This is a genomic window from Glutamicibacter halophytocola (assembly GCF_001302565.1).
GTDB lineage: Bacteria > Actinomycetota > Actinomycetes > Actinomycetales > Micrococcaceae > Glutamicibacter > Glutamicibacter halophytocola.
The window spans coordinates 180,339-202,511 of the sequence record NZ_CP012750.1; the positions used below are offsets into that span (position 1 = coordinate 180,339).

Annotated in this window: 14 protein-coding genes and 3 rRNA genes; 13 read left to right on the plus strand and 4 right to left on the minus strand. The window is 59.7% G+C overall.

Going from position 1 to position 22,173, the window contains the following annotated elements:
- Positions 1 to 17 precede the first annotated feature (17 nt).
- The 8 genes from AOZ07_RS00840 (at position 18) to rrf (ending at position 13,054) form a co-directional block, all read left to right on the plus strand.
- Positions 18 to 1,013: a tripartite tricarboxylate transporter substrate binding protein gene (locus tag AOZ07_RS00840; protein ID WP_060700272.1), complete on the plus strand. Its 996-nt coding sequence runs from the start codon at positions 18 to 20 to the stop codon at positions 1,011 to 1,013.
- A gap of 620 nt (positions 1,014 to 1,633) precedes the next feature.
- The gene (locus tag AOZ07_RS00845; RefSeq protein WP_060700273.1) at positions 1,634 to 2,833 is read left to right on the plus strand and encodes an RtcB family protein; all 1,200 of its coding nucleotides are present in this window, start codon (positions 1,634 to 1,636) and stop codon (positions 2,831 to 2,833) included.
- 223 nt (positions 2,834 to 3,056) lie between these two features.
- Entirely contained in the window at positions 3,057 to 4,709 is a 1,653-nt protein-coding gene (locus AOZ07_RS00850) for a thiamine pyrophosphate-binding protein (RefSeq protein WP_060700274.1), read from the plus strand.
- Between the two features lie 41 nt (positions 4,710 to 4,750).
- Positions 4,751 to 5,827: a hypothetical protein gene (locus AOZ07_RS00855; RefSeq protein WP_060700275.1), complete on the plus strand. Its 1,077-nt coding sequence runs from the start codon at positions 4,751 to 4,753 to the stop codon at positions 5,825 to 5,827.
- A gap of 256 nt (positions 5,828 to 6,083) precedes the next feature.
- Positions 6,084 to 6,848: a hypothetical protein gene (locus tag AOZ07_RS00860; RefSeq protein WP_060700276.1), complete on the plus strand. Its 765-nt coding sequence runs from the start codon at positions 6,084 to 6,086 to the stop codon at positions 6,846 to 6,848.
- A gap of 625 nt (positions 6,849 to 7,473) precedes the next feature.
- A 16S ribosomal RNA gene (locus AOZ07_RS00865) occupies positions 7,474 to 8,999 on the plus strand.
- 646 nt (positions 9,000 to 9,645) lie between these two features.
- Positions 9,646 to 12,778, plus strand: a 23S ribosomal RNA gene (locus AOZ07_RS00870).
- Between the two features lie 159 nt (positions 12,779 to 12,937).
- Positions 12,938 to 13,054, plus strand: a 5S ribosomal RNA gene (rrf, locus tag AOZ07_RS00875).
- The 16S, 23S and 5S rRNA genes sit together here, the layout of an rRNA operon.
- 178 nt (positions 13,055 to 13,232) lie before the next feature.
- Here rrf and AOZ07_RS18930 read toward each other — a convergent pair.
- The gene (locus tag AOZ07_RS18930; RefSeq protein ID WP_060700277.1) at positions 13,233 to 14,054 is read right to left on the minus strand and encodes an IS3 family transposase; all 822 of its coding nucleotides are present in this window, start codon (positions 14,052 to 14,054) and stop codon (positions 13,233 to 13,235) included.
- Positions 14,055 to 14,083: 29 nt separating this feature from the next.
- Positions 14,084 to 14,566: a helix-turn-helix domain-containing protein gene (locus AOZ07_RS18935; RefSeq protein WP_060700278.1), complete on the minus strand. Its 483-nt coding sequence runs from the start codon at positions 14,564 to 14,566 to the stop codon at positions 14,084 to 14,086.
- Positions 14,567 to 14,756: 190 nt separating this feature from the next.
- Here AOZ07_RS18935 and AOZ07_RS00890 point away from each other — a divergent pair, with 190 nt between their 5' ends.
- Positions 14,757 to 15,314, plus strand: coding sequence for a dihydrofolate reductase family protein (locus AOZ07_RS00890; protein WP_060700279.1), 558 nt, complete (start codon positions 14,757 to 14,759; stop codon positions 15,312 to 15,314).
- Between the two features lie 58 nt (positions 15,315 to 15,372).
- On the opposite strand, the gene AOZ07_RS00895 is transcribed toward AOZ07_RS00890, so the two are convergent.
- Positions 15,373 to 16,860 (minus strand): mannitol dehydrogenase family protein, encoded by a 1,488-nt coding sequence (locus AOZ07_RS00895; protein WP_060700280.1) that lies wholly within the window; start codon positions 16,858 to 16,860, stop codon positions 15,373 to 15,375.
- 37 nt (positions 16,861 to 16,897) lie between these two features.
- The gene (locus AOZ07_RS00900) at positions 16,898 to 18,223 is read right to left on the minus strand and encodes an MFS transporter (RefSeq protein ID WP_060700281.1); all 1,326 of its coding nucleotides are present in this window, start codon (positions 18,221 to 18,223) and stop codon (positions 16,898 to 16,900) included.
- Positions 18,224 to 18,364: 141 nt separating this feature from the next.
- Here AOZ07_RS00900 and AOZ07_RS00905 point away from each other — a divergent pair, with 141 nt between their 5' ends.
- Genes AOZ07_RS00905 through AOZ07_RS00920 form a run of 4 tightly spaced genes read left to right on the plus strand, consistent with a single transcriptional unit; the run spans position 18,365 to position 22,173 of the window.
- Positions 18,365 to 19,183 (plus strand): DeoR/GlpR family DNA-binding transcription regulator, encoded by an 819-nt coding sequence (locus AOZ07_RS00905; RefSeq protein ID WP_075972379.1) that lies wholly within the window; start codon positions 18,365 to 18,367, stop codon positions 19,181 to 19,183.
- Between the two features lie 14 nt (positions 19,184 to 19,197).
- A complete protein-coding gene (gene xylB, locus AOZ07_RS00910; protein ID WP_060700282.1) occupies positions 19,198 to 20,586 on the plus strand; it encodes a xylulokinase in 1,389 nt (462 codons plus the stop codon).
- Positions 20,587 to 20,612: 26 nt separating this feature from the next.
- Complete coding sequence (locus tag AOZ07_RS00915; RefSeq protein ID WP_060700283.1) at positions 20,613 to 21,482, plus strand: glycerophosphodiester phosphodiesterase; 870 nt, start codon at positions 20,613 to 20,615, stop codon at positions 21,480 to 21,482.
- Between the two features lie 4 nt (positions 21,483 to 21,486).
- On the plus strand, positions 21,487 to 22,173 hold the full coding sequence (locus AOZ07_RS00920) for an alanyl-tRNA editing protein (protein ID WP_060700284.1): 687 nt from the start codon (positions 21,487 to 21,489) through the stop codon (positions 22,171 to 22,173).

The window sequence follows — 22,173 nt, forward strand, 5'->3', positions numbered from 1 at the left end:
AACCCGAAGGAACTCAAATGAAACGCATCATCACCGTTATTGCTGCAGGTGCTCTGACCCTGGCCGCCGCTGGCTGCGGGTCGAGCAGCGGATCCCCGTCCAATGCGGGAGCCGATTTCCCGAAAAACGGCAAGCCTGTGGAACTGCTGGTGGCATTCTCGCCCGGCGGACCGGTGGACACGGCCGCCCGCTTGATTCAGCCTGTGCTGGAAAAAGAGCTGGGAACCAACGTTGAAGTGATTAATAAGCCAGGTGCTGGCGGGCAGATCGGCTACACCTCGCTGGCCAACGCCAAGCCCGATGGCTACACCATTGGCGCTGTGGGCTCACCGTCGATTGTGGTCATCCCGTTGGACGAGGCGCGCGGAGCGGCGTTTACTCGAGAAGATCTTCAGCCACTGGCACGCCAGGTGGTTGATCCGATGGTGATTGCGGTCCAGGCGGACAGCAAATACAAGAATCTCAAGGACCTGCTCGAGGACAGCAAGGCCAATCCTGGGGCTGTCAACGCCACGACGACAGGGCAGATGGGCGGCGAGCACTTTGCCATCGCGCAGATCAACGAGGCCACAGGCGCTGAGCTGAGCCCCGTGCACTTCTCGGAAGGCGCCTCGCAGGCTTCCACCGCATTCCTGGGCAAGCACGTTGACGTGCTGGTTGGAAATGTCAGCGAAGTGATTGATCTTCAGAAGCAGGGCAAGGCGAAGGTGCTCGGCGTGATGGACTCGGAACGCACCGATGTTCTGCCGGATGTGCCAACCTTCGCCGAAGAAGGATACGACGTGGTGGCCGCAACCGCTCGCGGTTATGCCGCGCCGGCCGGCCTGCCTGAAGAAGTGGCCAAGAAATTGGAGTCTGCACTGCAGGCTGCTATCGATGACGAGTCTGTGGTTTCGAAGATGGACAATCTGGGGCTAACCACCAGCTACCAGGATTCCGCGGAATACGGCGAGTTCTGGACCAAGCAGGAAGCCGACTACAAGGCGGTTCTGCCTCTGGTCCAGGCGAAGTAGAGCGCGCGAGCGCAACGGGGGATGCTCCGCCATCGCTTCAAGGACCTTGAACAGGAGTGCCAACTGCTGTTCAAGGTCCTGCGGCATTGTGTGCTTGGGTTTGGTCTTGCACCGATAATAGATGCGCGGGAAACAGGATTAATTAGAGAATGTTTTGGTTTCGAGTGGATATTCTGCGAAAAGTACATTATCGTAAATAGAGTAATTGTCGACCGCTGAAAACTTGAAGGAGGATGGCGATGTTGAATAATAATGCTCAACGAGAGCAGTATCAGTTGCAAGCCGTCAGCTTCCAGGGATTGTTTAGCGGCACAGGTGAACCCCGCCAACCTCATCAGTTCGGGTTTCTGAAGCCACGTGCGCATCGACTCTTACTCGCCGGAAATGGTGAATGAATCACGCTTTGACCTGCCAGATCTAATATTTTAGTGCCAGTTGCCGCCCGGTTGGGTGAAAGCTGGAGGTGCGGTCAGCAATTCCCCTGGGAGTCGATGAACTTAGTTCATTGGCTCCTTTTCTATTTTCCATTCAATTGTTTTGCATGGGTTTATTTGTCATGCCAGAAAATTGAAATAGGCGAAAAATTTATCCGCATTAAATTCCTAGAAGAAGGAAGAATGATGAATCGTCCAGCAGCGTTCCCCGTAGCGCTGACCGGCAGCAATGACCGCGTAAAAATGTGGGCCGCAGAAGCCGAAGTGGAACACGAAGCACTTGAGCAGCTGCGCCGCGTGGCTCAGCTGCCATGGGTCCACGGCGTACGCGTGATGCCCGACGTCCACGTCGGCAAGGGGGCGACGATCGGCAGCGTCATCGCCATGAACCAGGCCGTCTCGCCTTCAGCGGTGGGCGTTGACATCGGCTGCGGCGTCGCCGCCGTGCGCACCAGCATCCGTGCCGACCAGTTGGCTGGCTTGGAGCTGCTGCGAGCCAGTATCGAAGCTGCGATCCCCGTGGGATTCAACGCTCACGAGGAGCTGCCCCAGTTGCGCCGTTTCGGCCTGGAACCCGGGGTGGATCAGCTCTTCGGCAGGTTCGAAACCCTGGATGAGAAGGTGCAGAAGCTCAAGAGCAAGGCCATCGGCCAGCTGGGGACCCTGGGAGGTGGCAACCACTTCCTGGAGCTGTGCCTCGATCAGGATGATCGGGTGTGGATTACCCTGCATTCCGGTTCGCGCAATATCGGCAAGACCCTGGCTGACAGGCACATCGGCATCGCGAAGTCGCTGGGGCACAACCAGGGCTTGGTCGACAAGGAACTGGCTGTCTTCATCGAGGGCACACCGCAGATGGATGCCTATAAGCACGATCTGTGGTGGGCGCAGGAGTACGCGGCCGCGTCGCGGGCCCTGATGCTCGCGCTGTTCAAGGAGGCCGTAGTCCGGCACTTCGAAACCCTTGATGTCCGGTTTGATGCGCCGATCAACGTCCACCACAACTACGTGAACGAGGAGATGATCGATGGGCAGGCGCTGCTGGTGACGCGCAAGGGCGCTATCCGTGCTGGTGCCGGAGATCTCGCCCTGATACCTGGGTCCATGGGCACTGGATCCTATGTTGTGCGTGGGCGCGGCAACCCAGGGTCGTACTTCTCGGCCTCCCACGGTGCCGGGCGTCGGATGAGTAGGACGGCGGCGAAGAAGATGTACTCGGCCGATGACCTCGCCGCGCAGACTGTAGGCATCGAGTGCCGCAAGGATGCGGGGGTCGTGGATGAGATCCCCGCGGCCTACAAGGACATCCACCAGGTGATTGAAGCACAGAAGGATCTGGTGGAAGTCGTCGGCCACCTGCGCACCATCCTGTGCGTCAAGGGGTAGGCGGGTAGCGGCGTTGGCTGGAACCGCAACATGCGGGGAAAGCCAACGCCGCGCACCATCTAGCGCAAAGCGGTCCCGGTGCCCTATCATCATTGAGTCAGGAGCCACAGTCTTGTGGTTTCCGGCGCTCTCAAAAGGGGCGATACCCGTTGCCGTCAAGCAACTGGTAACGGCAGACATATATGGAATTTTCTTCAGCATCATTTCTTGAAAAGAGTCCATAATGTCTAGCGTTTCCGCAGCCATTGCCCATGCCCTGAAACCAGTTGCCCCGCAGATCTTCGGATTGATGGGAAATGGCAACGCCCACTTCCTTGATGCCGCCATTCGCGCGGGATTCGACTACACCGCAGTGCGCCATGAGTCCGCAGCTGTTTCGGCCGCCGACGCCTATTTCCGGATTTCGAACCAGCTGGCCATTGCCACCACCACCTACGGTGCCGGGTACACCAACGCCGTGACCGCACTGGCTGAAGCCGCAGCGGCCCGAACCCCATTGCTATTTGTCACCGGTGATGCTCCCAGCACCGGATTGCGCGGCTGGGACGTTGACCAGGGGGCCATCGACGCTGGCGTGCGAGCACCTCGCTATGTCGTGGACCGCCATACCCCGGGGAGCACCGCGCTGCAGGCCGCCGCCCATGCGCTGCGCGAACAGGCCCCGGTGGTCCTCGCCATTCCCTATGACCTGGCAGCCGCCGAATGCGCAGGGGAAGAACTTCCGGATTTCGCCTCGCTGGCTTGCCTGCCGCCGACGCCGCGTCTTGAGCCTGCTGCGCTGGCGCAGATCGCAACGAAGCTGAACGCCTCGAAGCGCACCCATATTCTCTATGGCCGGGGTGCCATTGATGCCGCCGAGCAGGTCAAGGAACTGGCGCAGAAGCTGGATGCCACCACCTCGGGCACGCTGCTGGCACGCGACCTGCTGGACTACGAGTTCGATCTGGGCATTACCGGCGGTTTCTCCACCGAGGCCAATGCGGGCGTCATCGCCCGGGCAGATACCGTGCTGGTCCTGGGCGCTTCCCTGAACCAATTCACCATGCGCTTCGGCGAGCTGATTAATGAGTCGGCGACGCTGATCCAGATCGATCTTGGGCCAGCTGCCACCAACGCCCGCGTCGACTGCTTTGCCACCGCCGATGCCCAGAGCGCTGCCCTGGATCTGCTGGGTGCCGTCGAGGCTGCCGAAAGCAGCTGGTGCTCGGGCCTTGACCTGCACGATGTGCGCAGCCGCCCGGCCGGCGATGAAAAGGCCGAAGACGGGCTGCTGGATCCGCGCCGTGTAGCCAGCGAGGTGGAGAAGATCTTGCCGGCCAATCGAGTCCTGGTCCAGGATGGCGGGCATTTCATCGGCTGGGGCCCGATGTACTGGTCAACCACCGGCGCGCGTTCGCTGGCCTGCGTCGGCACCGCCTACCAGTCCATTGGCCTGGGAATCGCTTCAATGGTGGGTGCCGGGGCCGCGGCCGAAGGACGCACCGTTGTCCTGGCTGCCGGTGACGGCGGGTTCCTGATGGGCTTGGCCGATCTCGAATCCATTATCCGCACCATCGACAGCGGGGTGATCGTGATCTACAACGACTCTGCCTACGGTGCCGAGGTCCACCAGTACGGCTCGATCGGCCTGCATGAAGACCCGATGCTGATTCCGACCGTCGATTTTGCCGGCATTGCCCGGTCCATGGGCGCGACCGGGGTCCGGGTAGAGGAGCTCGCGGATCTGGCCGGGCTCAGGCAATGGGTGGCCGATGGCGCGCGGGGCGTCTGCCTGGTTGATGCCCGCATTTCCGCGCGGGTTCGCGCCCCCTATATGGAAGAGGTGCTCGCGGCCAACAAGAAAGCCGCCGCGGCACTGGCATTACAATCCGATTAAGACGCTGGAAAAACAGCTTGGGTACGGCGTAGGGTTGACTCGTGCGCAAGATCTTAGTAGGAACAGCCAGCCTGAGCCTGGGAGCGCTTTGCCTCCTCCCGGCGACTGCCGCCTTTGCTGTACCAACTAGTTTTGGCAACCAGGCCGACGAGCCGACCCAGCTGTTTTCCGGATCCTCCCTGCGCGTGGCCACCATCCAGGCCAACCTCACAGGCGATACCGCCGATGGGCTGGAAGAGAAGCTGATGGGCGGAACCAATTCGCAGGCGGCCCAGGTGGCCGACAGCCTTTCCGCCGCCGATGCCGACGTGGTTGTCCTGACCAATATGGATGCCGAGCAAGGCGCAGTCGACACCTTCAAGAATCTCTACCTGAACAACATCGCGGACGATCGCGCGGACGTGGACTACCCGTATTCCTATCTGGCGGTTGGCTCCAAGGGATTGCAGAGCGGTGCCGACTTGAACGCAGACGGCGTGATCGGCAGTGCCGAAGACGCCTGGGGGCAGGGGGCCTTCGAAGAGCAGGGCTCGATAGTAGTGCTCTCCAAGTACCCGGTGGACGAAGGAAAGATTACCGCCGTCTCGAAGCTCAAGTGGCAGCAGGTCGAGAACGACCAGTTGCACCACACCGGCTTGTCCGGCGTGCTGGCAGCCTCCATCCCGGTGATGAGCACCGGCCTCTGGGATATCCCGATTGACTATCGCGGCCAGCAGGTCCATGTTGTCGCGACCCAGACCGAGCCCGAAGGCCGGAACCGAGAATTCTCCCAAGCTCGGCACGCTGATGAACTGAAGGTCATTTCGGACTACGTGGCCGGCAAGGACTACGTCCACACCGACAGCGACGGTCACGCCGAAGGCCTGGGCGGTGAGAAGTTCGTCGTAGCGGGCGCCCTGGATCTCCAGGATTCTTCCGCGGACCGGCTGGAATCGTTCCTCCAGGGATTAGCTCGTGAAGATGCCCTGAACGATGACGGCAGCTACCTGGTCCCGGATTCCTCATGGGAGGTTACGGGCCAGGGGCGCATCGAGCAGCGTGAACCCCTGCTGGAAGAAGCAGTGCCAAATGACGTCGAGGAACCCGGATCCCTGATCTGGACCGACATCGAGTTCTAGGCTTGGCATGGCTGCCCAGGGCCAGGACTGCAGCCAGATAGATCCGTTCGCGCAGGGCGATCGACCCTGCCCGCTGTACTCTGCAAGGCATCGAAGGCGGACTCGCTCTGCAGGCAACAGCCCGCTGGTCTGAGGGTTTATGCAGGGCAGCCGAGGCACGCAGATGCCACACGTTCCAATCATTCTCAGAAGAACCGCGCAAGACCCGGCAGTCCCAAGGCAACTCTCAGGGTCATGCAGATAAGCTGGGGGCATCATGAAAAACGATCCAATCTCGATGACTTTCATTGGCAAAGATGGCAAGCCGCGCTCCAGCGTGCAGCAGGCCATCTTGAAGGGCATCGGAGTGCAACGGCCTCTGGTGCTCGCGTATATTAATCGTCTTCGCAAGAAGAATCCCCAAGCCGATACCCCCGAGCTGGCCGCTATCGTTGAACGGGATTACCTTCGTATTGTCACCGGGTCCGGAGCGGCTGTTGGCGGCACCGCGGCGGTGCCGGCTGTTGGCACCGGTGTCGCTTTGGGCCTTTCGGTCGCCGCTACCCTGGGCTTCCTGGAGGCTTCGGCCCTCTACGCCCAGAGCCTGGCGGAACTGCATGGCATCGCCATCGAGAATCCTGATCATTCGCGCGTTTTGGTCATGGGCATCTTGATGGGCGAGGAAGGCAGTTCCATGATTGCTGGACTTACGTCGCAGGCGGCCGGCCGCGGCGGTGGACCTGTTAAGGGCTGGGCCCAGGCTTTCGGCGCGAACAAGAGCACCAGCTTCTACGCGAGCGTGCAGCGCACCTTGCAGAAGAAGTTCTTGCACAAGATCATCGGCACGCAGGCGGCTAGCGTTGTGGGACGCCTGGTTCCCTTCGGTGTTGGCGCGGTGATCGGTGGAGCAGGCAACCGATACATGGCCAAGCGCGTGATCGAGAATGCCAAGGAGGCCTTTGCCGGCATCCCGACGGTGGTGCCCAGCGCACTGCCGCTGGATGATCCGCGGATTTTGGAATCCGAAATCGTAGAGGACTAGATGGCGAACCGAGTTTGGCGCCTCTGAGGATGTCGAGGGAACGCCCCGTAATACAGCGTTAGCTGTTTTACGGGGTGTTTTTTCGGTTTAAACCGCGTAAATCCGGGGATATGGACACGTGCAATCGATTAAGTGTCCACGGTCACCGCCGCAAACCACCCACCCGATTTGCACCACCCCCAAAACCTGTGTATAGTTTTTCCTTGTCGCCGAGAGCAAAACGGAAGAAATAACCGGATGCAAAACGGAGGCAAAACCCCAGAAAATCAACGGTTTTCGCACAGGTCACTGTCGGAATTCATTGATAAATGGGAATCGTGAATACTGTTTCAAATCACAAACAATTGATTTGACTTTCAGAAATTCACGGTGATAAGATTTGAATATAACGCTGGACGAAATCATGGCTCGAATTGACGGGTTGTGGAGAACCGGTAAGTGTTTGTTGTTTGAGAACTCAATAGTGTGCCAAGTTTGTTGATACCGAATATTTTTATTTGGTGAATACATAACATTTGCTTGAGGCATTGCACCCCCGTGTGATGTTCTTGAGTGTTTTTTATTCGCCAGGATTTTTTCATTGATTCTCCCTTATTTTCCGAGGGGTTTCGGTGGCTTTTTGTTTTTTATGGAGAGTTTGATCCTGGCTCAGGATGAACGCTGGCGGCGTGCTTAACACATGCAAGTCGAACGATGAAGCCCAGCTTGCTGGGTGGATTAGTGGCGAACGGGTGAGTAACACGTGAGTAACCTGCCCCCGACTTTGGGATAAGCCCGGGAAACTGGGTCTAATACCGGATATGACTTCCTGCCGCATGGTGGGTTGTTGAAAGATTTATCGGTGGGGGATGGACTCGCGGCCTATCAGCTTGTTGGTGAGGTAATGGCTCACCAAGGCGACGACGGGTAGCCGGCCTGAGAGGGTGACCGGCCACACTGGGACTGAGACACGGCCCAGACTCCTACGGGAGGCAGCAGTGGGGAATATTGCACAATGGGCGGAAGCCTGATGCAGCGACGCCGCGTGAGGGATGACGGCCTTCGGGTTGTAAACCTCTTTCAGTAGGGAAGAAGCGAAAGTGACGGTACCTGCAGAAGAAGCGCCGGCTAACTACGTGCCAGCAGCCGCGGTAATACGTAGGGCGCAAGCGTTATCCGGATTTATTGGGCGTAAAGAGCTCGTAGGCGGTTTGTCGCGTCTGCCGTGAAAGTCCGAGGCTCAACCTCGGATCTGCGGTGGGTACGGGCAGACTAGAGTGATGTAGGGGAGACTGGAATTCCTGGTGTAGCGGTGAAATGCGCAGATATCAGGAGGAACACCGATGGCGAAGGCAGGTCTCTGGGCATTTACTGACGCTGAGGAGCGAAAGCATGGGGAGCGAACAGGATTAGATACCCTGGTAGTCCATGCCGTAAACGTTGGGCACTAGGTGTGGGGGACATTCCACGTTTTCCGCGCCGTAGCTAACGCATTAAGTGCCCCGCCTGGGGAGTACGGCCGCAAGGCTAAAACTCAAAGGAATTGACGGGGGCCCGCACAAGCGGCGGAGCATGCGGATTAATTCGATGCAACGCGAAGAACCTTACCAAGGCTTGACATGTGCCAGACCGCTCCAGAGATGGGGTTTCCCTTCGGGGCTGGTTCACAGGTGGTGCATGGTTGTCGTCAGCTCGTGTCGTGAGATGTTGGGTTAAGTCCCGCAACGAGCGCAACCCTCGTTCCATGTTGCCAGCACGTAGTGGTGGGGACTCATGGGAGACTGCCGGGGTCAACTCGGAGGAAGGTGGGGATGACGTCAAATCATCATGCCCCTTATGTCTTGGGCTTCACGCATGCTACAATGGCCGGTACAATGGGTTGCGATACTGTGAGGTGGAGCTAATCCCTAAAAGCCGGTCTCAGTTCGGATTGGGGTCTGCAACTCGACCCCATGAAGTCGGAGTCGCTAGTAATCGCAGATCAGCAACGCTGCGGTGAATACGTTCCCGGGCCTTGTACACACCGCCCGTCAAGTCACGAAAGTTGGTAACACCCGAAGCCGATGGCCTAACCACCTTGTGTGGGGGGAGTCGTCGAAGGTGGGACTGGCGATTGGGACTAAGTCGTAACAAGGTAGCCGTACCGGAAGGTGCGGCTGGATCACCTCCTTTCTAAGGAGCTAACCATTTTTTGGTTGCCCATGCTGGACACGAGTGTTGTCCGGGTGGGTTGCTCATGGGTGGAATATCAATGAACTCAGTACTGGAAAGCGCGTGTGCCTGATCGGCCCCTTGGTGGGGTTGTGTGGTGCGGGCGGGGTACTGGCTGTGGCTGTGCGGCGCTGTTGTTGTCGAGTACGCATCCTTTGGGGTGTTGGAAAGATGGTGGTGGTGTTGTGTGGCTTGTATGGTTTGGCATGCTGTTGGGTTTTGAGGCAACAAGCCTCCTTGCCTGGCTGGTGATTGGCTGTTGGCCTTTGATGCGTTTTGTGCGTGTTGGGGGTTGGTGGTGGTTGCTGGTTGGGGTTTGCAAGGGGTTCTTGGTGTTTCGGTGTTTGTCCTGTGTTTGCCGTGGGCGTGCCTGGCGTGGTGGTGGTTTGTGGTTTTCATCCTTTGGGGTGGGGGTTGCGGGTTGTTGCCGCGGGGGTGTGTTTGCGGGGGTGCGGGGTTGTTGTTTGGGAACTGTATAGTGAACGCGAGCATCTTGCAGATGAGATGAGCTTTGGGGTCCTTTTCCTTGGATTCTGGGGTGTTTGAGTCTTGTCTGCGTGATTTTGTTAGATTGTTTTATTGCTCAATTCTGAGAACTTTGTTTTGTGTTGAAGTTTTTAAGGGCGCACGGTGGATGCCTTGGCATCAAGAGCCGATGAAGGACGTGGGAATCTGCGATAAGCCTGGTGGAGTCGATAACCGGACGTTGATACCAGGATTTCCGAATGGGGGAACCCCGCACCATGTTATGTGGTGTGACCTGCAGCTGAATGTATAGGCTGTGTGGAGGGAACGCGGGGAAGTGAAACATCTCAGTACCCGCAGGAAGAGAAAACAATAGTGATTCCGTTAGTAGTGGCGAGCGAACGCGGATGGGGCTAAACCGGTTGGTGTGTGATAGCGGATAGGCGTTGCATCATCGGGGTTGTGGGGTTGACATGTACCAGTGCTATCTTGCTGGTGGGATGAGGTGCAGGCGTATAGGTGAATCGGTTGGAATGCCGGACCATAGAGGGTGATAGTCCCGTAGGTGTAATGCGTGTCTGCCGTTCTAGTGTTGATACCCGAGTAGCACGGGGCCCGTGAAACCTTGTGTGAATCTGCCAGGACCACCTGGTAAGCCTGAATACTACTTGATGACCGATAGTGAATCAGTACCGTGAGGGAATGGTGAAAAGTACCCCGGGAGGGGAGTGAAATAGTACCTGAAACCGTGCGCTTACAATCCGTCAGGGCCTGGGACTTGTTCCTGGGTGATGGCGTGCCTTTTGAAGAATGAGCCTGCGAGTTAGTGCTGTGTCGCGAGGTTAACCCGTGTGGGGTAGCCGTAGCGAAAGCGAGTCTGAATAGGGCGTTTGAGTGGCACGGTCTAGACCCGAAGCGAAGTGATCTACCCATGGCCAGGTTGAAGCGCGTGTAAGAGCGTGTGGAGGACCGAACCCACTTCAGTTGAAAATGGAGGGGATGAGCTGTGGGTAGGGGTGAAAGGCCAATCAAACTTCGTGATAGCTGGTTCTCCCCGAAATGCATTTAGGTGCAGCGTTGCGTGTTTCTTGCTGGAGGTAGAGCTACTGGATAGGCGATGGGCCCTACAAGGTTACTGACCTTAGCCAAACTCCGAATGCCGGTAAGTGAGAGCGCAGCAGTGAGACTGTGGGGGATAAGCTTCATAGTCGAGAGGGAAACAGCCCAGAACGCCAACTAAGGCCCCTAAGCGTGTGCTAAGTGGGAAAGGATGTGGAGTTGCTGTGACAACCAGGAGGTTGGCTTAGAAGCAGCCACCCTTGAAAGAGTGCGTAATAGCTCACTGGTCAAGTGATTCCGCGCCGATAATGTAGCGGGGCTCAAGCACACCGCCGAAGTTGCGTCATTCAAATATTAACCTGGTTTCGATTGGGTGTTTGGATGGGTAGGGGAGCGTCGTATAGCGGGTGAAGTCGCGGTGGAAACCAGCGGTGGACGCTATACGAGTGAGAATGCAGGCATGAGTAGCGAATGACGGGTGAGAAACCCGTCCGCCGAATGATCAAGGGTTCCAGGGTTAAGCTAATCTGCCCTGGGTTAGTCGGGGCCTAAGGCGAGGCCGACAGGCGTAGTCGATGGATAACGGGTTGATATTCCCGTACCGGCGAAGGACCGCCCATACTGAGCTGTGGATGCTAACCATGATGGATCATGATTGTTGCAGCCTTCGGGTTGTTGGTTGTGTGATGTGGTGGGAACCGATGCAGTGAGGTCAGCGTATTAACAGGTGTGACGCAGGAAGGTAGCCGAGCCAGGCAATGGAATTGACCTGGTCCAAGGGTGTAGGAAGAGTGGTTGGCAAATCCGCCGCTCATATGTTCTGAGACCTGATAGGCGCCCGCTTTGGTGGGTGATTCGGTGATCCTATGCTGCCTAGAAAAGCATCGGCGCGAGGTCCCAGTCCGCCCGTACCCCAAACCGACACAGGTGATCAGGTAGAGAATACTAAGGCGATCGAGAGAATCATGGTTAAGGAACTCGGCAAAATGCCCCCGTAACTTCGGAAGAAGGGGGGCCTGCCTCGTGATCAGCTCTTGCAGTTGTGAGCGGGTGTGGGCCGCAGAGACCAGGGGGAAGCGACTGTTTACTAAAAACACAGGTCCGTGCGAAGTCGCAAGACGATGTATACGGACTGACTCCTGCCCGGTGCTGGAAGGTTAAGAGGACTGGTTAGCCCTAGTGGCGAAGCTGAGAATTTAAGCCCCAGTAAACGGCGGTGGTAACTATAACCATCCTAAGGTAGCGAAATTCCTTGTCGGGTAAGTTCCGACCTGCACGAATGGAGTAACGACTTCCCCGCTGTCTCAACCATGAACTCGGCGAAATTGCAGTACGAGTAAAGATGCTCGTTACGCGCAGCAGGACGGAAAGACCCCGAGACCTTTACTATAGTTTGGTATTGGTGTTCGGTGCAGCTTGTGTAGGATAGGTGGGAGACTGTGAAGCTTGGACGCTAGTTCAGGTGGAGTCATCGTTGAAATACCACTCTGGCTGTATCGGTCACCTAACTTCGGACCATGATCTGGTTCAGGGACAGTGCCTGATGGGTAGTTTAACTGGGGCGGTTGCCTCCTAAAATGTAACGGAGGCGCCCAAAGGTTCCCTCAGCCTGGTTGGCAATCAGGTGTCGAGTGTAAGTGCACAAGGGAGCTTGACTGTGAGAGTGACAGCTCGAGCAGGGACGAAAGTCGGGACTAGTGATCCGGCGGCACCTCGTGGAAGGGCCGTCGCTCAACGGATAAAAGGTACCTCGGGGATAACAGGCTGATCTTGCCCAAGAGTCCATATCGACGGCATGGTTTGGCACCTCGATGTCGGCTCGTCGCATCCTGGGGCTGGAGTAGGTCCCAAGGGTTGGGCTGTTCGCCCATTAAAGCGGTACGCGAGCTGGGTTTAGAACGTCGTGAGACAGTTCGGTCCCTATCCGCTGCGCGCGTTGGAAATTTGAGAAGGGCTGTCCTTAGTACGAGAGGACCGGGACGGACTAACCTCTGGTGTGTCAGTTGTACTGCCAAGTGCATCGCTGATTAGCTACGTTGGGAAGGGATAACCGCTGAAAGCATCTAAGCGGGAAGCCTGCTTCGAGATGAGATTTCCATGCACCTTGAGTGTGTGAGGCCCCCAGCTAGACCACTGGGTTGATAGGCAGGATGTGGAAGCAAGGACTGAAGACTTGTGTAGCTGACCTGTACTAATAGGCCGATGACTTTCAACACACAATAAAGCATTATTTGAACTAACAATTTTTCAATGCTGCTCGCGTTCACTATGCGGTTACGAGACAACAACCTCTGAAACCATAAAAGAAGATATAAGACTTTGATGACACCGAAAAACATGACCAGGAATGGTTGGTTTGTGTGCTTCGTGATTGTTACGGCGGTCATAGCGTGGGGGAAACGCCCGGTCCCATACCGAACCCGGAAGCTAAGGCCCATTGCGCCGATGGTACTGCACTCGTGAGGGTGTGGGAGAGTAGGTCACCGCCGGACTTAACTTGGATAATATGTGGTTTGGGCCCTGACACAGTGTGTGTCAGGGCCCTTGCTTGTTTAACCAGCAAAACAGGGTGGTTGGTGCTGGGATGGCTTGTTGGTTGGTGTTTTTGGTTGGTGGGGGTTCGGGTGGACTGGTCCCCGAAAGTTGGACTAACTAAATACTAAGCCACCCTCAGGCTGCAAGGGCATAGTGCCGATATTCCATCGGTGCCATGCCCTTCAGCCGTTCTTGGCGTCGTTTCAAGTTGTACCAGCCGATATGCGTTTCAAGCACTGCAGCCAGTTCGTCAACGCTTTCAAAGCGCTCACCATGGAACGCCTCGGTCTTCAGCTGGCCGAAGAAGTTCTCCATGACCGCATTGTCATAGCAGTTGCCCTTGCGAGACATGGACTGCACCGCACCATGCTCTGCAAGCAGCTTCCTCCACGAGGAATGCTGGTAGTGGATTCCCTGATCGGTGTGCACCAAAAGCTTCCTGTTGAACTGGCGATCGCCTAAGGCCATCTCCAGGCTCTTGGCTGTGAATGCAGTGGTCGGCGAGGTTGAGAACGTGAAGCTGAGGATGCTGCGGTCAAATAAGTCCATGACTGGCGAGAGATAGAGTTTGCGTCCTGCCACGGCGAACTCGGTCACGTCACTGACATAGGCCGTATCCGGCTGAGCAACCTCGAATTGGCGGTCCAGCAGGTTGGGTGCCGTCTTGCCAATAGCGCCCTGGTAGGAACTGTATTTCTTCCGGCGCCGCACCTTGGACTTCAGTCCCAGTTCTTTCATGAGCTTGAGGACCAGTTTCTTGCTGACTGTCCAGCCATGGGCTTGCAGGTCGAGCCGGACTTTCCGGTACCCGTAGCAGGCTTTACTTTCCTTGAAGGACCCGGCGATGGCGGCCTTGAGCTTGGCATGTTTCTCCGGCTTTTCCAGGCATTTGAGTTGGTAATAGTAGGTTGATCTGGCTAGGCCGGCTACGGCGAGTAGGTCATTGAGGTCGTGCATAGACTTGAGGGTGACGATCGCCTGGGTTTTCAGGCGCGCCCCTGCTCCCTCAAATCCCGCAATTTTTTCAGGTAGGCCACCTCGGCGAGCAGGCGCTTGTTCTCCCGGCGGAGCTTCTCTTCTTCGCTTAATGGTTCTGGCTTGGCAATACCTTTAGGACGTCCTTTAGGTTTGGGCATGAGCGCTTCGTCCCCGCCTTGGCGCCATGCTCGCACCCATTTCTGCACCAACGCATTTGAACTGAGATGAAATTCAGTTGCGAGATTCATGGTAGTTTCACCGGCGAGGTACCGCTGGACTATTTCCTTCTTGGTCTCGAAGGAAAGCGCAGTCTTGGTTGGCTTTTCCATAAGACAAAGCCTGCCATGTAATCGCCACCGATTGTAAAGCTTCTCCGTGGCGGAGTAACGAACGTTCAGGCGGTTGGATGCCGCAGTCGCTCCCATGCCTGCTTCGAAGAGTTCAACGAGCCGAACTCGTTGGTCCTCGGTAAATAAGCTGCGTTTGTGCATGAAAATGCTCCCCGGAAGTAGTTCTGATTTCTCAGTCCAACTTCTGGGGAGCAGTCCAGGGTCGGTGCCTGGCCCCCCCCTTTTTTTCCTGTTTAAAGAGCAATAACTAGCTGGGTGTCCCTTGACGCTCGAGTCGTGGCCGCTCTAGAGTCGACCCACGCGCTGGTCGTTGGCCGAGGAGAATCCGCAGATGGGGCATCTAACGTTCGCTATCAATGTCACCCTTGATGGCTGTATTGATCATAGAGTGGGGATCGCTGACGATGAGACTCACGAGTACTTCACCGGCTTGATGGACCAGCACGGAGCAATGCTGTGGGGCCGGACTACCTACGAAATGATGGAAGAGTACTGGCCGCTGGTGGCCAGCGGAGAAGTCGAGGCGCCCCAGGCGCTGCGCGATTGGGCATTGAAGCTGCAGGACAAGTCCAAATATGTGGTTTCCGCTCAGCGCGCCGACTTTCCGTGGAATAACAGCCACCATCTCATTGGCGACCTGCGCACGTCGGTTCAAGAGCTGATAGAGCGTGTGCCGGACGGCGTGCTTTTGGGCAGCGGCAAGCTGGCAACAGCATTGGACCAGCTGGGACTGATCGACGAGTACCGCTTTCTGGTTCACCCGATCATTGCCGGGCATGGACCGCGGCTGTACGATGCGGGGTTGCCTGCTTCGCGCCGGCTGGAGTTGCGGGAAACAATGAGCCTGGACAATGGCGTTATTGCCGCCCACTATCGCCGCGCGCAATAAAGCCGGCCTGCTCGTGCAATGAGTTCATGAGCAGGCCGGCTTTGGCGCGGGTTTTTGATTAGCGGGCGGTGGCCTTCTGGCCCATGAGCTCAGCCAGGGTCGCAAGGGATCCGTGCTCATGCAGGGATTCCAAGGTCTTCAGGTACGGGGTAGTGAAACGCTCATCATCAACCACGTCCCCAAAGAGGTCGCGCTGGCGCAGGAAGGCCAACGGGTCGTCGCCGTGGTTGGACGCGGCAGCACGCACTTCTTCGGCCAGCCTGTCGACGATGGCGATGGCTTCGTCGGATTCATCGGTGCCCTCGGCATAACGCGCCCAGCTGGCCACGATGGCGGCCGATAAGGTGACGTCCCGATCGGCGGCGAGATTCTCGCGGACCACGGGCATGAGCCACTTGGGGATGCGGTCCGAGGAATCAGCGCACAGCCGTGCTACGGTGTCGGCCACATATTCATTGCTGTAGCGCTCGATGAGCTTGTGCTGGTACGCATCCAGATCCACGCCGGGAAGCTCGCGCAGGGTAGGTTCGGCCTCGTTTTTCATGTAGCTCAACAAGAAATCGGCGAACAGGGGATTGCGCGCCACATCATGCACTGCGCGGTAGCCGGCCAGGTGGCCGAAGTAGCACAGACCCTGGTGGGTGGCGTTGAGCAGGCGCAGCTTCATCAGTTCATAGGGCACCACGTCATCGACCAGCTGCACTCCGGCTTCCTCGTAGGGCGGGCGGCCGGCCACGAACTTGTCTTCCAGCACCCACTGCTCGAAGTCCTCACAGACCACGGGCCATCCATCCTCGATGCCGTAGCGCTCGGCGACATCGGCGCGGTCTGCATCCGTGGTGACCGGGGTAATGCGATCCACCATGGAGTTCGGGAAGGATACGTTCTCCTGCACCCAGTCGCCGAACTCGGGGTCCAGCGCCGTGGCGAAGGCGCCGAACATCTTGTGCGCCACCTCGCCGTTGCCCTGGATGTTGTCGCAGCTCATCACGGTGAAGGGGGCGATGCCGCGTTCGCGGCGCAGCTTCAGCCCGGCGCTGATCAGGCCGAAGGTGGTGCGCGGGGCCTGCGGGTTGGCAAGGTCTGCGGCGATGGCCCGGTTGCCCAGGTCGAATTCGCCGGTGACCGGGTGCACGTTGTAGCCACCCTCGGTGACCGTGAGCGAGACAATGCGGATCGCCGGGTCCGCCAGCTGCTCAATGGCGGCGTCCAGATCGTCGGGTGCGTAGAGGAAGCCGAGGATCGAGCCGATCACTTCGACGTCACGGGAGCCATCGGGGTTCTTCACCACGAGGGTGTAGAGCCCATCGCTGGCCGACAGCACATCGCGCATGCGCTGATCGGATTCCATCACGCCCATGCCGATAATTCCCCAGTCCAGGGCCTTGCCCTGATTCATCAGCCGATTCAGGTACATGGCCTGGTGGGCCCGGTGGAATCCGCCGACGCCGAAGTGCACAATGCCGGCGGTGGCCTTGTTGCGGTCGTACTGCGGGGTGCCCACCTGCGGATCAAGCTGGGTCAGGGTGCGGTTGTTCAGTTTCATGGTTGATTGCTCCTTGGTCGGCAAGTTCGAGGGTGGATCAGCGTGCTGCGATGGTGGCGGGCTGCTGCACGCCGTGGAAGCCGGGCTGGGTGCCGCGCAGCGCGTGGGACATGATTGCCGCAACCAGGTAGAGCGCCGCGAAGAGGAAGACCATGCCCGAGGCCCCGAGGACGTTGTAGAGCAGGGCCACCAGCAGCGGGCCGGCGAAGACGGCGGCGCCAATGCCCAGGTTGTAGGAGGCCATGGCGGCTCCGGGGTGCTCGGGCGCCAGGGAGACGGCGATGGCCGAAAGCGGAACGAAGCCTGCCAGGCCGATGCCGAAGACCGCACCAATCACCAGGGTCAGGGCGTAGGCGAAGGAATAGCCGTGATCGACGGCCCAGGCAGGCACGAGGTAGAGCGCCGCCATGGAGATCGCGCAGAGCACCGCGCCGAACCAGACCACGACCTTGGACCAGCCCAGCTTGTCGCCCAGCGCACCGAAGAACAGGTTGAACGGGATGTTCACCGCGTAGATCACCGTGGTCAGGATCAGGAACTGGCCGACGCTCCAGCCGAATCGGTCCACGAACAGCGCCGGGAAGAAGATGGCCATGCCGTAGGTGGGGACGGAGTTGATGGTCCGGGTGAGCATCACCAGCAGCGCCTTGCGATTGCTCGCCAGCAGGCGCAGCCCAAAGCTCATGGTCTTGAAGACTTCTTCCGGGTTGCTGACCAGGGCGGCGCGTCCGGTTTTTTCCTTCACGCCAATCAGCGCGATCGCCGCGCCGATCACAACCAGCGCCAGGGAGACCCAGAGGGTCTGGTAGTAGCTCAGGGAGAAGATTTCCAGGCTGGCGCTGGCGGTCAGCGCGCCGAGGGTGGGAAGCCCGGAGCTGAAGGCCACATAGAACCAGCCGATGGCCACGGCCAGGCGCTTGGCATTGGCCGTGGCTGAAATCCAGACCAGGAAGCCGTAGGCGAAGAAGGGGTAGCCGAAGCCGCGAAGCCCGTAGGCGATGAAGATCAGCGGCATGCTCGAGCTGTGCAGGGCGACGCCCAGGAAGAGCAGCTCGAAGACCACCCAGATGCCTGCGCCGATGAACATGACCTTGCGCGGGCCCCAGAGATCTGAGAGCGAGGCGGAGAGGAAGGCGGCGATGGCCACGGCCACGCCGTAAATGGTGACCAGGGTTCCGGCCAGCGGGATCGAGAAGCCGTGTTCGCCGGTCAGGTAGGGGGCGAGGATGTTCGTTTCCACGCCGTCGCCGATCATGAAGATCATCAGGCCCACGAAGCCCCAGAGCAGCGGGCGAGGCAGCCCGAGCTTATCGAGGATCGAGGTGCTCGTGCTCGGTGGTGCAGGCAATGGGTGGGAATTCATGGCGCTCCTTTGCGACGGCCTTGCAGGTGTGATCGATTGAACTAATCTAACACCAAAACAACAAACTCAACAGATTTTTTGTTAAAAACTTGCTAAAAATGATGTTTTGCAAGTGCGGGTGCAGCATCTATCATCGAAGTTGTGGCATATAACGAATCTGATGTTAAAAACGATGCTCCCGATGCAGCCCAGGGGCTGCCTCCGGAGACCCGCCGCGAGGAAATCACCGGGCATGTGAACAAGTCCCGCAGCTGCCGGGTGGAAGAGCTGGCCGAGATCTTCGGGGTCAGTGCCATGACCATCCACCGCGACCTGGAACAGCTGGCCAAGGAAGGCCGGGTGGAGCGGATCCGCGGAGGAGCCCGGGCCATCACCGCCCGGCTCGCCGAACGCGATGTGCGCCTGCGCCGGCACCTGAACGCCGAGGTCAAGCGCCAGCTCGCCGCCACCGCGGCGCAGCTGATCGAACGCAACTCGGTGATCGCACTGGATGACTCCACCACCATCGGGGCGCTGGGCAGCTATTTAGAAGAACGCGAACCGTCCACCGTGATCACCCACTCGCTGGCGCTGATGGGCGCGGTTTCCGCGATGGCGCATATCGACATGGTCGGCCTGGGCGGACAGTACTATGCCGAAACCGATTCCTTCCTCGGCTCGATCGTGGTCGAGCAAGCCCAGCGGCTGATGGCCGACGCCGTATTCGTGTCCACCACGGCCATCAAGAACCAGGCCCTGCTGCACCCGGACGCCGAAGCGGCGCGCACCAAGCGCAGCCTGCTGCAAATGGGCCGGCGCAAGATCCTGGTGATGGACTCCAGCAAATTCGAATCCGCCGGCATCTACCACGTCATGGACCTGGCCGAAATCGACGACGTGGTCATCGACGACCAGCTCGATCAGCGGCTCATGAGCGAACTGCAGGGCCTGGGCCCGCGCATCCACATCGTCAGCACCTGAGCAAAGGAACAGCCATGAAACCCACCTACGTCCTAGGCATCGACTCTTCCACCCAATCCTGCAAGGCCCTGCTGGTCGACGCGCAGAGCGGGGAAGTGGTGGCCGAGCAGCGCAGCAGCCACCTGCCGGGAACCCAGATCGATCCGCAGCACTGGATCACCGCGCTGGAATCGGCCACCGCGGGACTGCTGGAGCAGGCTTCCGCGGTGTCCATCGCCGGGCAGCAGCACGGCATGGTGGCCCTGGACGAGCACGGGCAGCCGGTGCGCGAGGCCATGCTGTGGAACGATACCTCCTCCGCCCGGCAAGCCAGGGACCTGACCGAAGAGCTCGGCGGCGCGCAGGCCTGCGCCGAGAAGATCGGCAGCGTCCCGGTGGCCTCGCTGACCGTGACCAAGCTGCGCTGGCTGCGCGATCACGAGCCGGAGAACGCGTCGCGCACCACCCAGGTCCTGCTGCCCCACGACTACCTCACCTGGCATTTGGGCGGGCGCAAGGAAGCGGTGACCGATCACGGGGACGCTTCGGGCACCGGGTACTACGATCCGGCCGCGCGCCGCTTCTTGCCCGATCTCGCGGCGGCCGCGCTGGGGCACAGCGTGGCGCTGCCGCGGCTGGCCGAGGCCAATGAGGCGGTGGGGCGGACCTCCACCGGCGCCGTGATCGGCGCGGGCACCGGGGATAATATGGCTGCCGCGCTGGGGCTCGACCTGCAGCCCGGTGATGTCTGCATCTCCGTCGGCACCTCCGGGGTGGCCTCCGCGGTGGTCGAGGACAGCGTGCATGACGGCAGCGGAATGGTGACCGGCTTTGTCGCCGCCAACGGCAAATTCCTGCCGCTGGCCTGCACCCTGAACGGGGCGCCGGTCCTGGACTTCGGTGCACGCATGCTCGGGGTCGGGAAGCAGGAATTCTCCGACCTGGCGCTGGCTGCCGAGCCGGGGTCCGGCGGGGTCGTGCTGCTGCCGTACCTCGGCGGGGAACGCACCCCCAACCGGCCCGAAGCCACCGGCCTGCTTCAGGGGCTGCGCGGCACCACCACCCGCGAGCAGATCGCCCGCGCCTATGTGGAAGGGCTGCTGTGCTCCATGAAGGATGCGGTCGCGGCGCTGGAAGCGAGCACCAAGGTGGCCACGAAGCGGATCCTGCTGATCGGCGGCGGCGCCCAGGCCGAGGCGGTCCGGGTCATCGCCCCGCAAATTTTCGGGGTGGCCGTGGACGTGCCCAGGACTGCTGAATACGTGGCGCTGGGAGCCGCCCGGCAAGCGGCCTGGGCGCTGGGCGGCCAGGAGCAGCCGCCGGTCTGGGATATCGCCGAGCCAACCCGCTACCAGGCCTCGCCCCGGCCGGAAATCTATGCAGGCTACGCGAAGCTGCGCGATGCCACCGAAGGCTGGAATTAGGGCCGATATCGCGTAGCGTAGGAACCATGGATACGCTCTTTTTCGCCCACCGCGGCAGTTCGCACAAATACTCGGAGAATACCCGGGCCGCCTACCTGCAGGCCATTGACGAGGGCGCGGACGGAATAGAGTGCGATGTCCATTTGAGCATGGACGGGGAAGTGGTGTGCCACCATGACCCCACCGTGGATCGCACCTCCGACGCCTCCGGCCTGGTTTCCGCCTTCACCCTCGAGCAGCTCAAGGCCATGGACTTCACCGGGGTCGTGCCCGCGGAGGTGCCGGCAGAATACGGCACCGAAAATGAGCAGCTGCTGAGCCTGGGCGAGCTGCTGGAGCTGATCGATCAGCGCGGCACGCCGGTGGGCCTGGCCGTGGAAATCAAGCACCCCAGTCCCTACGGGCACCTGCTCGAAGACCGGGTGCTGCAGGTGCTCGACGCCCATGGCTTTGATCCCGGGACCGGGAAGGCCGGCAGCCGCGGGCAGATCGCGGTGACCCTGATGAGCTTTGAGCCGGACTCGCTGCGCTACCTGGGCCGCACGGTGGATTCCAGCCTGCTGTGCCAGCTGATGACCGAGGTGAACCCCGAGTACATCCAGGAGCTCCTGGATTCCGGCCAGGTCGGGCGGGCCGGGGTGTACTCGGTGCTCTGCCGCTCGGTGGCCGAGGGCATCGAGCTGATCAACGCCGGCGGGGCCGGCATTATCGGATCCGGAGTCGCCTGGACGCGGGCCAATGAGAAGATCGTGCGCCGCTGGCTGGATGAAGGGCGGCAGGCCCGGATCTGGACGGTGGACCGCCCGGCCGACGCGCAGTATTTGATTGGGCTCGGAGTCGGGGAGCTGACCAGCAACCGGCCGGTGGAACTACGCAGGGAATTGGAACAGCACTAGGATCATGAGCGGCAATACTATCGACCAGATCAACCTGTATCTGCAGGACACCTATGTTTTCAGCACCACGGCGACCGTCATAGCCACCGGCGATGACGAAGAGGGCCGCTGGGTGGCGGTGAGCCCCAATATTTTCCATCCGCGCGGAGGCGGGCAGCCCGAGGATTCGGGCACCGTTGACGGGCAGCAGGTCACCGTGCAGCGCAATAAGGATGGCCTGGTGATCCTGCGCGGCGCAGAAGCCAAGAATGCCGGCGCAGTGGTGCACACGGCGATCGACCGCGAACTGCGCCTCAAGCACGCTGCCTTGCACACCGCCGGGCACGTGCTGGGATTCGCCGGCGAACAGCGCGGCTGGCAGCACCGGGGCCACTCGCACTTCCCGGGGCAGGCGCGCCTGGACTTCGACCCGGACAGCATCGACATGCCGCTGGCTGACGAGGCGCAACGCGCAGCCGCCAGGCAATGGCTGCAGCAGCGGGTTGACCAGCTGGTAGCCCAGGGCGGAGCCATCAGCAGCGCCATGGACGCCGCAGGGCATCGCACCGTCACCATCGCCGGGATCAACGCCGAACCCTGCGGCGGCACCCACGTGGGCAACGTCGATCAGCTCAGCGGGTTCACTATTCTCGAAGCCAAGGTCAAGCGCGGAGCCTGCAAGGTGCGCTACGAGGCCAGCCACGGTGGCTAG